Genomic DNA, 11,637 nt, shown 5'->3' on the forward strand with positions numbered 1-11,637 from the left:
CTCATGGACATCGTCAACGAAGGCGGTCTGGCCAACATTGACGGCGTCTGCCTCATGATGGCCGAAGCTTCCGATTCCCTTTCCTCCATTGTGGACAACCTGAAGGCCATGCACGACAAGCTGCTTCAGGATGCCCGCATGGGCGGCACCTGGGTCATTACGCTCTGCCCTGCCCGCCCGGACGACGCTCCCGTCGCTTCCGAACCGGAGGTGGCCCATGCGTAAGCTTCCCGCCTACGATCCGTATCTGGACACCATTCTCTGCATCCGCTCTGCGCATCACACTCCCGACGAAGAAGCCGCCCTCATCCAGAACGTGTTTGACGCGCTCCACCTGGTGCAGCACCGCCGCCAGAAAAGGGCCGCTCCGGTTGTAGAACCCGCCCGAATGGAAGAACTGCCTTCCTTCATGCCTGCCCTGCTGCTCCCCTGGGGAAAGCCCGTCCCGGAGGCCTGCCATGCGTAACGAAGTTTCACCCGTCGGCCCGCTGGCCGGGGAAGTGGTCAACGAGCTGCTCACGCCCATGATGGCCTATGCCGAACTTCTCAAGGACTCCGGCCGCAAGGCGGAAAGCAAAATGGTCTGGGCCATGCTCGAAACCCTTGACCGCAGGCTCTGCGCCCTGTTCATCGACATCCACCGGCAGGCTCCGCAGGTACGGCTGCATCTGCCGGATCTGCTCTAAATGCGCATTATGCGTATAACATCTTGACCTTTAATGCGCATCATGCGTATAAAAATTCCTATGAAAGACAGCGACAAGATTATCAAGGCACTCATTGAGGCAGGCTGGGTTAAAGTCCATACCAGAGGCGACCACCAGAAGTGGAAAAGCCCGGATGGACGAACAACCATCGTCACCCACCCGGTCAAGGATATCCCTGTCGGCACCAGAAAAGCCATTGAGCGTCAGACGGGCCTGAAAATCTTTTAGCTGCAAGGCGGGGGAAAGCTCCCCCGTCATCACAGGAGTTCCCATGAAATATGTCGTTATCGTCCACAAGGACCCCGAATCCGACTATGGAATCATTGTTCCCGACTATCCGGGCTGTTTTTCCAGCGCTTCTACCCCTGAAGACATCCCTGCACACGTGCAGGAAGCCATTCAGTGTTATGCCGAAGGTGAAGACGGCTTTACTCCTGCCGTGCCGTCCACCTTCGATGAAGTGGCAAAGCTGGAAGACGCTCAGAACGGCGTTCTTATGTTCGTGGATGTCAACTTCGACTTTCTGGACAAAAAAACAGTTCCCTGCAACATCACCATGCCCCGCTATATGCGCGACTTCGTGGATCGCCGGGCCCGCGAACTGGGCATGAGCCGTTCCGGTTTTCTGCAGGCTGCGGCGCAGGCATACCGCCCTTCCGCGTAGCCTCAAACAACAGTTCAAGCGTGCGGACACCTTTTTTTCTGAGGTGTCCGCACTTTTTTTAATTTTTTTTTATTTTTTTAAAAGCGGAACCACCTATTAATTCAACAGGTTGTCAATTTTTGCATTTTTTGCACTTTTTTGCATAGTGTAACTATTTGATTTTATTTATGTGACAAAATTGTTATTTTCCCCTGTGATACTAAAATACGAAAAAAGAACAACAATTTCATGGGGATAAAAATTTAAAAAAGATACGCCACATACGCCACATACGCCATATTCACCACATACGCCACATACGCAAGTGACGGATTTTTCCAGCCGTGCTATATCCCCGCAAAAGTGCCCTTCGACTTTGAGAGGGCGAAAATTGCGAACAAGTACGCAGGGAAAGCACATGGCTATTTTCACACGAGCAGAAAAAAGACGGCAGCTTGAGCTTTGGAACAAGGCTCTGGCCAAGGTGAGTTCCGGTCAGGAATACACCATCGGCTCCCGCCGCCTGCGCTATGCCGACCTGCCTGAAATTCGGGAGACGCTGGACTGGATAAACTCTCAGCCCACGGTGGAAGACGAACAGGCCGGTCGCGGTCTGCCTTTCTTTCTGCAGGGCATACCCGGCCGCGGCGGCCGAGGAGGCTACTGATGAAGGTCTCCATGAATATGCTCGACCGCATGATTTCCTGGATCTCTCCCAGGGCGGGCGCACAGCGTATGTTCGCCAGAATGAGCATGGCGGCGGCCTCCGGCCGTATTACCAATGTACGGAATGCCGCCGGAGGCCGGGAAGGCACCATGGGCAACTGGCATCCGCGCCGCCTGCACCGCCACGAGGAGCAGCTCAGTTTCTTCAAGGCCATGGAGCGGGCGGAATCGCTGCTTGCCAACGACGGTCATGCCGTTTCCGCCATTGACGCTCTGGCCCTGAACATCGTGGGCGGAGGCCTCAAGCCCCAGAGTTACCCGGACTGCGCCACGCTCGGCATTTCGGAAGATGAAGGCGCGGCCTTTGCGGAATCCATGGAGCGTGCATGGAAATTCTGGAGCGAGGAAGCCGACGCCGGAGCCGTTCTTTCCTTTGAGGACATTCAGTACCAGGCCATGCGCTCCATGCTGACCACGGGGGAAATTCTCCATCTTTCCGCCTGGCGCGAGGATGGCAACAGGCTTTTCGGCTTCTGCATTCAGCCGCTGCACCCGGCCCGTCTCCGTACCCCGACGGACAAGACCGGCGACCATTCCATTCAGAACGGCATTGAACTCGGCCGCTACGGGGAGCCGCTCGCCTACTGGATAGCCACTCCCGACGATGACCAGCCCCTGAACGGCCTGAGTTCCAGCGACTTCATCCGCGTTGAACGGGAAAAGGCCGGTCGCATCATCTGCCTGCACCGCTATCGCTCGCTCATGCCGGAGGCCATCCGCGGCACCAGCATTCTGGCTCCGGCCATGAAGCAGTTCCGCGATCTCGCCGACTATGTGGACTACGAGCTGGTGGGAGCTCTCATTGCGGCGAGCTTCACGGTGTTCATCGAAGACGCAAACCCCTCGTTCCCCGGCGGCGGCTTCGGCGGAACGTCCTCGGCAGTTCCGCCGGATTACACCCAGCAGATTCAGCCCGGCACCGTAGTGCTCGGCCAGGCCGGTCACAAGCCGCACATCATATCCAGCAACCGGCCCGGCTCCATGTTCGACCAGTTCTATGAGCGCATCCTGCGGGCGGCCGCGGCATCTACCGGACAGCCTTACGAGAGCGTGGCTAAAGACTTTTCCAAGACCAACTACTCCAGCGCCCGTGCTGCTCTTCTGGAAGTGTGGAAGCTGCACGCGCTCTATCAGGACTGGTTCGTCCGCGCCGTGCTTACGCCCTACTACCGCATGGTGCTGGAGGAAGCCTGGATTCGCGGAATGCTGGTTATTCCCCCCAAAGCCAAGGCTCCGGATTCCGACCCGTTCACGCTTCGCGCCTGGTGCAACTGCGTATGGACGCGGCCGCCCCGCGGACAGATCGATCCCGTCAAGGAACGGGAGGCCGACAATCTTGCTCTGGCCAACTTCACGGAAACCCACTCGGCCATCTGCCATGCCCGCGGTCTGGACTTTGAAACCGTGATTCGCACCAGGCAGCGGGAAAAACGTCTGATGGAAAAACTCGGCCTCGCAGAAAGCCCTTCTCCTGCGTCAGCAACAAAGGACGACGCCCATGCCGACGAACAATAATATTTCACCCACCCTCCCCCGCGAATGGGCCATTCTGCCGGAAACGCTTGATGTGCTCCTTCATCAGGCGGCCCGTGTGGCCCGGCAGAATGCCCGCACAACCCCGGAGCCGACGGGCGACCTGGACTATCAGCTCGACGGCTCCGTGGCCATTGTGCCTGTTCACGGTGCTCTGGCCAAGAACGGCCTGTTTTTCTTCGGCTGGAAGCTGTGCGACGGAATGCGCGACATTGCCTCCTGCCTGCGCCGTGCGGCGGCTGATTCTAGGGTCAAGGCCATCATGCTGGATGTGGACTCTCCCGGTGGCACGGTGGACGGCATCGAAGAGCTGGCGGAAGCCGTCTCGCAGGTCGGTCTTATGAAGCCCGTGTACGCCTTTGCCGACGGTCTCATGGCGTCCGCCGCGTACTGGCTTTCCTGCAGCGCCCGTGAAATCGCCGCACCGGCCACGGCTCAGGTAGGCAGCATCGGCGTCATTCTGATTCACCGCGAATACTCCAGGGCCCTCGAAGAAAACGGCATTGCCTGCAACATCATTGCCGCCGGTCACTACAAGGCCGCCGGCAATGCCGTGGAACCGCTCTCGGAAGAAATGCGCTCCTACCTGCAGGCCGGCGTGGATGAAACCTACGATCTCTTTCTGAAGGCCGTGGAAAAAGGCCGCGGCGTGGACCGCGAAAAGTCTCTGACCATGGCCGACGGAAAAATATTTTCGGGAAGTGAAGCCCTTTCCCACGGGCTTATCGACCGGGTCTGTTCCCGGTCGGAATTCCTGCAACACCTCAAAGAAGGAGTCCCCATGAATTCGACGGAACTCAAGGCTCAGTACCCCGAAGCGGTGTCGGATCTCAAAGCGGAATTCGAACAGGAACACCGGGCCGCCCTGAGTGCGGCAAAGGAAGAAGGCATGAAAATCGGATGCGAACAGGAACGCGCACGCATGGTGGCGCTGGCCGCGGCCGCCATCGGCGAAGAGGCCGGAGCCACGCTGAAGGAACTTGCGGAATCCGACATGACGCCGGAGCAGTTCGACAAGGTGAAAAAGGTGCTCGCAAGCTCCGGCAGCAGACTCGATGCCCTGCGTCAGGCACACAGCGGCACGGACGTCGCCCCCCGCGGATCGACCCCGCGCAGCGCCGCCGGCTTTGAACAGCTTGTGGACAACTACATGGTGGAACACAACGCCAGGCGCGGCGAAGCCGTCAGGGCCATCGCGGAAAAGTACCCGGAAGCCCATCAGAAGTGGCTGAAAGAACTTCAGAACTAGGAGAACACATGAGCTACTTTGAAATTCCACGCAAAACCTTTGTGGCCGGCGCGGCCATCGAATGCAACACGCTGGTGAGCCTGACGGCGGACGGCGTAGTTCCCTGCACGGCGGAAACGCTGCCTGTCGGTGTGGCCGAAACTCAGGCGCATGATGCCGAAGATGTTGTCGGCGTGCGCCTCATCAATGCGTCCGGCACCGTGGAAGTGCTGTGCAGCGGTGCCGTGGCCGTCGGCGACAAACTCAGCCCTGCGGCCAACGGCGCTGTGGCAAAAAGCACGGCCCTTCCTGTGTGCGGCATAGCTCTGACTGCCGGAGAAGACGGCTCTCTGGTGGAAATGATGCCGCTGCTCAACCTTCAGGCAACGGAGTAACCCATGCCCAGAACTTCTGCCATTCTTCGCCCCGACCTCGGCGCTCTGGCCTACGAATATTCCATGAACGCGGCAAAACAGGGCTTCATCGGCTCCCTTGTGCTTCCGCCCTTCTATACCCAGCTGAAAAGTGCTCAGTATCCCGTCATTCCCGCTGAAGCCATCCTGGAGGTGGCCGATACCAGACGCGCCGCCCGCTCGGCCTACGCCCGTGGTGACTGGGAATTCGTGATGGAAGATTACAGCTGCACCGAAAACGGCTGGGAAGAACCTCTGGACGACACCGAGGCTGAACACTTCCGCAACTATTTCGATGCTGAGACCGTAGCCGTGGAACGGGCTACCAGCATCGTGCTCCGGTCCATGGAAAGCCGTGTGGCCAAAAAGGTCATGGATACCAAGGTGTTCACGAATGCCGCCGCCAAAGCCGCCTGGAACAACTACGGCTCGGCAGATCCGCTGGCCGACGTAAGCGCCGGCAAGGCAACTTTCCGCCATACCGTCGGCCTGCAGCCCAATGCTCTCATCATGGACAAGGACGTATTCGACCACATTTCGCTGTGCGAAGCCGTCATCGAGCGCGTGAAATACACCAGCCCCAACGCCATCCGCGGAGCGCTGACCGTTGAGCAGCTCAAGGCCTATTTCGGCGTGGAGCATCTGCTTGTGGCAGGGGCCGTCTACAACAGTTCCGCCAAGAAGCAGACAAAGAAAATCGAATCCGTCTGGCCCGTCGACAAGGTCATGCTGGCCTGCATTTCCAGCGGCGGCAACGACCTCAAGGAACCGAGTCTCGGCCGCACCTTCGTGTGGGAAAACGATGCCCCCGACATCATCGTGACTGAGCAGTACCGGGAAGAACAGACCCGCAGCGACATTTATCGCGTGCGTCAGTACACGGACGAGTGCATTCAGTTCGCCGGAGCCGGCTACATCATCACCGGAGTAACCGCGTAATGGCCAGTTTCGACGTTGCTCTGGAAAAACTGCTTCAGAAGGAAGGCGGCTGGTGCAACGTGCCTGGGGATAAGGGCGGAGAGACCTACTGCGGCATCTCCAGCCGCTCCTGGCCTGCCTGGGACGGCTGGAGCATCATCGCCAAGGCGAAAGTTCATGAGTCCTATGAGGAAGGCCCCGCTGCCTTCAGCAAGCATCTGGCCGGAATCCCTACGCTCTATGCCCGTGTGTCTCAGTTCTACCTCAAGAATTTCTGGAGCAAGGCCTGTGCCGACACCATGCCGCAGGCCCTGGCCGATGAAATGCTGGAGCAGGCGGTCAATCTCGGCGTTCTCAGGGCAGTCATGTTTCTGCAGAAGACCTGCAATGCCCTGAACTTCAGGCAGGGACAGACGCTTTTCAAGGATCTCTCCGTCGATGGAACCATGGGAGCAAAAACGCTTGCCGCCCTTGACTCCGTTCTGATCGGGCACAGCGCCGGCGATGTGCTCCGCTGCCTCAATCTTCAGCAGGGCAATTACTACATTGCCCTTGCTGCGGCCAATCCCGTACAGAGAAAATTTCTGGCGGGCTGGCTGAAACGTGCTACCGAGGAAAACGATGAATAAAGGTGTGATTGCTGGCGTCGTCAGCATCCTTGTGGCCGTCATGGCCTGGTTCGGCATCGACGTGTCCACGGAAGAACAGCAGACGCTTATGGAAGGTCTCACGGCCATCTTCGGCGCAGGCGGCATGATTTCTCTCATCTGGGGATGGATTCAGACGCTGAAAAACAAAAAGAAACAGGAATAGCCGTGTGGACCGATTTCTGGAGCTCCTTTCGGTCATCGTGTCCGCTCTGGCTGCGGCACTGGAAAAATGTCGGGCAACCAACCGTCAGGATCATGCTGACAATGTGCGTTCCGATGGTGCTGGCAGCTGGCTGCAACGCTTCGGCGGCAAAGACCGGCGTCCTGCCGACAACTCCGGGAGCCATAGCGACTGAGGCATGGTCGTATGAGTATCAGGGACAAACGGTAACTGTGCCCGGCGAATGGATACATCTGCCTGCCTCCGAAGCGGCAGAACTGCAACTCTGGATGGAACAGGCAGGAGGTCTGCTGTGAGTCCCGACATCATGTACAACCTCATCTGTGCGCTCCTGGGCGTGAACGTGGCCGTGGTGAGCTACTATCTGCGCCGGCACGACCGTCAGCACGACATGATTTCCAAGGCCGTGGATGAGCTGAAAAACCAGCGTGTTCTGTGCGTATCGCTCTACGCGAAGAAAGAAACCGTTTCTCGCCTCCATACGCGCATGGATGAACTGGTTGCGGCAAACGGCGCTCTGGCCCAGCGGGTCGGAGTTCTTGAAGCCTCTCTGGAAGCCTGCCGGGAGGAACGCTGATGTTTCGGGATGAAGTCATGGACGACGTCCGGGCCGTCTTTATGAGTCTCGATGAATTCGGAGAAAGGATCGAAATCGACGGCAAGACAATCATAGCTGTTCGTACTGAAGACGGAAAATTTGAAGCGGCTTCTTTGGAGCCGGAGCTCCCGCAACGTGTCATCGTTCTCTATGCAGAGACTTCTGAGCTTTTGCCTGAGATGACTATGGGGGCAAGCGTCACCTTGAATGGAGAGCTTTGCCTGGTGGTGTCCCGAGAGGATGATCTGGGAGGTATGAGCCGGCTTGAGCTGACACGAAGGGGATACTGACATGGCAAAAACCATGGTAGCCACAGACGTGAATCGCCTTTTGAAGAGCATGACGGATGTTGTCGATCTTACTCAGAAAGAAGTGAAAAAGGCCGTCAGGCTGGCGGTAAAGCAAACCGTCATCCGCACGAAAAAGAAAGGGCTTTACCTTGCGGCACAGCGCTACACCATCCAGAAAGACAAGATGAAGCGTCTTTTACCGCTGGCCGCAGTGGAAGTGCCTGCCGCCGACACTCTGGACGGTTCCGTGACTTTCACAGGCGATGTGGGTGTTCCTGTTCGGTACTTCAAAACGAATCCCAGACGCGCGATCCCGAACTGGAAAGGCATACCTCCGAAGCGCCGCAAGCCGAAAAACGGCATTCGATACGCTCCTTTAAAGGGAGGCGCCTGGACATATGTCCACGGCCCGGAAGGCCAAAAGACGTTCTGGTTCCGCTCCCGGCAGAATAACAACATCCTTCTCGGTTATCGGAAAAAAGACACCATCTCCACAGAGGGACTTCTTGGTCCCAGCCCGATTCAGGCCCTTCAGCACCATGAAACGGCATCGTTCCTCAGGGCGTATATGGACGATACCCTGAAAGAACGAGTCGAGCATCAGCTGAACCGGTTGAGGAAGAAATAAAGCCATGACGGAAAACCACCTTGCCCAGACTCTTCGAGCCTTCCTTGCCGACGCTCTCAAGGATTTCTCCTATCTGGCACAGGACGGAAAAACGGAAGGGTCTCCGAAAATCATCAACGGCTTTCTTCCGCCGAAGAAGGAACCCGACGGCAGGGACTGGCCCTTTGTGGTGGTAAGGCCGGTGGAAGGCTCCATTGATGAGGAAGAAACAAGCATCTCTGTTGAGATCATCGTGGGGTGCTGGTCAAGGGAGTTTGAAGGCTATGAGTACAGCCTCAATGTCCTGAGCAGAATACGCAACGCGCTCACCATGCTTCCGGCCCGAACTTTGAACTCCCGTTTTCGCCTGGCGTTCCCCATCAGGTGGGAAATGCAGGCGGACCAGCCCTACCCTTCGTGGACGGCCGTCATGGTAACGGACTGGATTCTGCGCACGCCTGATGTGCGCACGGAAAAAGAGGATGAAATCTATGGATATTTTCAAAAATAGGTCTGCCCGCATTTATGTCGGGCCGTCACTTCCGGGTGGCGTTCTTCCCCAGTTCACTGTGTTCCGGGGAGAGCTTCCCGCATATGTCGCGGATCTCATGGGAAAAAGTCCCTCTCTGCGGCATCTCATTGTTCCGGTATCCAGGCTCAGTCAGGCAAGACGAGACCTCAGCACCAACGGCAACCTGCTCAACCTGTACGCGGCGAAAGTACGCAAGGAAGTCAGAGGAGAATAGTTCATGGCCTATAAACATGGGGTCTATGTTTCGGAACAGGCAACCGCTCTGCTTCCTACTGTGGAAGTGGCGGCCGGCATTCCCTTCATCGTCGGCACGGCGCCCGTAGGCATGGCTGATGAAAGCAACGTCAACAAGCCTGTGCTCTGCCATTCCTATGCTGAGGCTGTGGCGGCCTTCGGCTATGTGCCGCCTGCTCTCGATGCTGCCAGCGGTCTGGAAAAATTCGAGTACAGCATCAGCGAGTTCATCAAGAGTCAGTTCTCTCTTTTCGGCGTCGCCCCGGTCATCATCGTCAATGTTCTCGACCCGAAGACGCACAAGAAAAGCGCAACGACGCAGAATGTCACTCTCGACTCCATTACCGGCAGCGCCATCGTGGCAGAGTCCGGCATCATCGCGTCCACTGTGACGCTCTCTGCCTCTGGCGGAGAACCGTATGACAGAGGAGAAGATTTTGAGCTGACGTATGATGATGAGGGAAGACTGGTCATTACCAGTCTCTCCGATGACGGCGTATTCCGTTGCGAGACCGGTACGGTGATCACCTTCTCGGCAGAAAAGACTGATCCGTCCATGGTCGAGTCCGATGACATCGTCGGCGGCGTCGATGTCTCCGGCAACAAGTCCGGATTTGAGCTCGTCAATGACTGTTTCCCGCGCTTCCGCCTGGTGCCCGGCATTCTCCTCTCTCCCGGCTACTCTTCCGCTCCCGAAGTCGCCGCAGTCATGGCTGCCAAGGCGTCCAACATCAACGAACTTTTCAAGGCCATCTCCATTGTCGATGCCCCTGCCGACACAGTGAAGCAGTACAGCGGTGTTGCCGCCTGGAAAAACCAGAACAATGTGACGGACCCCTATCAGATCTGCTGCTGGCCCATGATCAGCATGGACGGCACGCTCTACCATATGAGCACGCAGCTTGCCGGTCTGCTGGGTCAGGTAGACAGCGAAAACGACGATGTTCCCTATGTCAGCCCCTCGAACAAAAACTTCCAGATGACGGCGACGGTGCTTGAAGACGGCTCCGAGGTCTGGCTGACTCCTGAAAACGCCTCCTATCTGAACGGCGAAGGCGTGGTCACCGCCCTGAACTTCATCGGCGGATGGAAATGCTGGGGCAACCGCACGGCCTGCTATCCCTCTGTGACCGACCCGAAGGATGCCTTCATTCCTCTGCGACGGATGTTCAACTGGATCGGCAACACGCTGGTCCAGACATACTGGCAGAGAGTCGATTTCCCGCTGAACCGCAGGCAGGTGGATACCATCGTCGACTCCGTGAACATCTGGCTGAACGGTCTTGCCGCCCGCCAGTACATCCTCGGCGGACGTGTCGAATTCAACAGCGAGGAAAATTCGACGACCGACCTCATGGACGGCATCGCCCGCTTCCATGTGTACGTCACGCCGCCGAGCCCGAACAGAGAAATCGATTTCGTCCTTGAATACGACGCGGACTATCTTTCCACGCTTTTTGCATAGGAGTGAACCATGGCTGGTGAAAACAAGGTAAAAGAGCGTCTTATTGCGTTCCGCGTGTACAACGACGCCAATGATCTTCTCGGCATTGCCACGGTCGATCTTCCTGAACTGTCTTCCATGACGGACACGGTGACCGGCGCGGGCATAGCAGGTGAAGTGGATTCGCCCGTGCTCGGGCACTACCAGTCCATGACCTGCACGCTCAACTGGCGCGTCATCGAAAAGAAGGCCCTGGAACTTACCGCGCACAAAGCTCATGCGCTGGAGCTCAGAGGCTCTCAGCAGGTCTACGACGCTGGCGGCGGCGTGTACTCCACAGAAGCTGTCCGCATTACGCTGCGGGCCATCCCCAAAACGACGACGCTGGGCACCTTCGAGACCGGCGCAAGTACCGACTCCTCTCAGGAATTCGAGGTGGTGTACATCAAGATTTCCGTGGGAGGCAAGGAAGTCGCTGAAATCGACAAGTATAACTATATCAGCAAATTCGGAGATGAAGACATCCTTTCCTCCGTCCGTGCTGATCTCGGTCTGAGCTGAGTTTTCCTCCTCCACTCGCCGGGAGCGGGTTCCCTTCTCTCCGTTCCCGGCAAACCTCCAACAGGAGACTTCCATGATTCATACTTTCGCCAAAGAGTACATGTTCGAGGATAAGACCTATACCGAGCTTGATATCCCGCTCGAAAATCTGGAAGGGAAAGATATGGAACGCATCCAGCAACAGTGGCGGGCCGCCGGAAATGTCGCGTCCCTGCCCGTGCTGGATATGGCGTTTTGCGCCCGTTGTGCTGCGGTCGCCGCACACCTTCCTCTGGAGTTTTTTGAGCATCTTCCGGCCCGGGAATACATGTGGCTGACTCAGAAGGTGTCGAATTTTTTTCTCGCCTCGGACTGAAAGTTGAAAATCCTGCG

The 11,637-nt window shown here is 57.4% G+C and carries 21 protein-coding genes; all 21 read left to right on the forward strand.

From position 1 onward, the window contains the following. The coding region (locus Q0J81_RS04610) for a hypothetical protein (protein ID WP_294446264.1) at positions 1 to 225 on the forward strand (225 nt) is incomplete at its 5' end. Then, positions 218 to 466, forward strand: coding sequence for a hypothetical protein (locus Q0J81_RS04615; protein ID WP_294446265.1), 249 nt, complete (start codon positions 218 to 220; stop codon positions 464 to 466). The genes Q0J81_RS04610 and Q0J81_RS04615, both read left to right, overlap by 8 nt. Beyond that, a complete protein-coding gene (locus Q0J81_RS04620; protein ID WP_294446267.1) occupies positions 459 to 686 on the forward strand; it encodes a hypothetical protein in 228 nt (75 codons plus the stop codon). The genes Q0J81_RS04615 and Q0J81_RS04620 overlap by 8 nt, the downstream gene beginning before the upstream one ends. Before the next feature lie 60 nt (positions 687 to 746). After that, a complete protein-coding gene (locus Q0J81_RS04625; protein WP_294446268.1) occupies positions 747 to 935 on the forward strand; it encodes a type II toxin-antitoxin system HicA family toxin in 189 nt (62 codons plus the stop codon). 43 nt (positions 936 to 978) lie between these two features. Beyond that, positions 979 to 1,371 carry a type II toxin-antitoxin system HicB family antitoxin gene (locus Q0J81_RS04630; protein WP_294446269.1) on the forward strand — a complete coding sequence of 131 codons (393 nt, stop codon included), beginning with the start codon at positions 979 to 981 and terminating at the stop codon, positions 1,369 to 1,371. 397 nt (positions 1,372 to 1,768) lie between these two features. After that, positions 1,769 to 2,017 carry a hypothetical protein gene (locus Q0J81_RS04635; RefSeq protein ID WP_294446270.1) on the forward strand — a complete coding sequence of 83 codons (249 nt, stop codon included), beginning with the start codon at positions 1,769 to 1,771 and terminating at the stop codon, positions 2,015 to 2,017. Beyond that, complete coding sequence (locus Q0J81_RS04640; protein WP_294446271.1) at positions 2,017 to 3,591, forward strand: phage portal protein; 1,575 nt, start codon at positions 2,017 to 2,019, stop codon at positions 3,589 to 3,591. The genes Q0J81_RS04635 and Q0J81_RS04640 overlap by 1 nt, the downstream gene beginning before the upstream one ends. Next, positions 3,575 to 4,858 carry a signal peptide peptidase SppA gene (gene sppA / locus Q0J81_RS04645; RefSeq protein ID WP_294446272.1) on the forward strand — a complete coding sequence of 428 codons (1,284 nt, stop codon included), beginning with the start codon at positions 3,575 to 3,577 and terminating at the stop codon, positions 4,856 to 4,858. Before Q0J81_RS04640 ends, sppA begins: the two co-directional genes overlap by 17 nt. Positions 4,859 to 4,866: 8 nt before the next feature. Next, positions 4,867 to 5,232 carry a hypothetical protein gene (locus tag Q0J81_RS04650; RefSeq protein WP_294446273.1) on the forward strand — a complete coding sequence of 122 codons (366 nt, stop codon included), beginning with the start codon at positions 4,867 to 4,869 and terminating at the stop codon, positions 5,230 to 5,232. A 3-nt stretch (positions 5,233 to 5,235) separates the two neighbouring features. Further along, the gene (locus Q0J81_RS04655; RefSeq protein ID WP_294446274.1) at positions 5,236 to 6,189 is read left to right on the forward strand and encodes a hypothetical protein; all 954 of its coding nucleotides are present in this window, start codon (positions 5,236 to 5,238) and stop codon (positions 6,187 to 6,189) included. Further along, complete coding sequence (locus Q0J81_RS04660) at positions 6,189 to 6,797, forward strand: glycosyl hydrolase 108 family protein (protein ID WP_294446275.1); 609 nt, start codon at positions 6,189 to 6,191, stop codon at positions 6,795 to 6,797. Before Q0J81_RS04655 ends, Q0J81_RS04660 begins: the two co-directional genes overlap by 1 nt. Beyond that, positions 6,790 to 6,981: a hypothetical protein gene (locus Q0J81_RS04665; RefSeq protein WP_294446276.1), complete on the forward strand. Its 192-nt coding sequence runs from the start codon at positions 6,790 to 6,792 to the stop codon at positions 6,979 to 6,981. Before Q0J81_RS04660 ends, Q0J81_RS04665 begins: the two co-directional genes overlap by 8 nt. Before the next feature lie 4 nt (positions 6,982 to 6,985). Continuing rightward, positions 6,986 to 7,174 carry a hypothetical protein gene (locus Q0J81_RS04670; protein WP_294446277.1) on the forward strand — a complete coding sequence of 63 codons (189 nt, stop codon included), beginning with the start codon at positions 6,986 to 6,988 and terminating at the stop codon, positions 7,172 to 7,174. 117 nt (positions 7,175 to 7,291) lie between these two features. After that, positions 7,292 to 7,576 (forward strand): hypothetical protein, encoded by a 285-nt coding sequence (locus Q0J81_RS04675; RefSeq protein ID WP_294446278.1) that lies wholly within the window; start codon positions 7,292 to 7,294, stop codon positions 7,574 to 7,576. Then, positions 7,576 to 7,887 (forward strand): hypothetical protein, encoded by a 312-nt coding sequence (locus Q0J81_RS04680; RefSeq protein WP_294446279.1) that lies wholly within the window; start codon positions 7,576 to 7,578, stop codon positions 7,885 to 7,887. The genes Q0J81_RS04675 and Q0J81_RS04680 overlap by 1 nt, the downstream gene beginning before the upstream one ends. 1 nt (position 7,888) lies before the next feature. Next, positions 7,889 to 8,515, forward strand: a complete 627-nt coding sequence (locus Q0J81_RS04685; RefSeq protein WP_294446280.1) for a hypothetical protein — start codon at positions 7,889 to 7,891, stop codon at positions 8,513 to 8,515. A 4-nt stretch (positions 8,516 to 8,519) separates the two neighbouring features. Beyond that, entirely contained in the window at positions 8,520 to 9,005 is a 486-nt protein-coding gene (locus Q0J81_RS04690; RefSeq protein WP_294446281.1) for a hypothetical protein, read from the forward strand. A 97-nt stretch (positions 9,006 to 9,102) separates the two neighbouring features. Next, entirely contained in the window at positions 9,103 to 9,240 is a 138-nt protein-coding gene (locus Q0J81_RS04695) for a hypothetical protein (RefSeq protein ID WP_294446282.1), read from the forward strand. Positions 9,241 to 9,243: 3 nt separating this feature from the next. Then, a complete protein-coding gene (locus Q0J81_RS04700; RefSeq protein WP_294446283.1) occupies positions 9,244 to 10,725 on the forward strand; it encodes a phage tail sheath family protein in 1,482 nt (493 codons plus the stop codon). A 9-nt stretch (positions 10,726 to 10,734) separates the two neighbouring features. Next, positions 10,735 to 11,265, forward strand: a complete 531-nt coding sequence (locus Q0J81_RS04705; RefSeq protein WP_294446284.1) for a phage major tail tube protein — start codon at positions 10,735 to 10,737, stop codon at positions 11,263 to 11,265. Between the two features lie 73 nt (positions 11,266 to 11,338). Beyond that, on the forward strand, positions 11,339 to 11,620 hold the full coding sequence (locus tag Q0J81_RS04710; RefSeq protein ID WP_294446286.1) for a phage tail assembly protein: 282 nt from the start codon (positions 11,339 to 11,341) through the stop codon (positions 11,618 to 11,620). The last annotated feature ends 17 nt before the right edge of the window (positions 11,621 to 11,637 follow it).

Source organism: uncultured Mailhella sp. (assembly GCF_944324575.1).
In the GTDB taxonomy this organism is placed as follows: Bacteria; Desulfobacterota; Desulfovibrionia; order Desulfovibrionales; family Desulfovibrionaceae; genus Mailhella.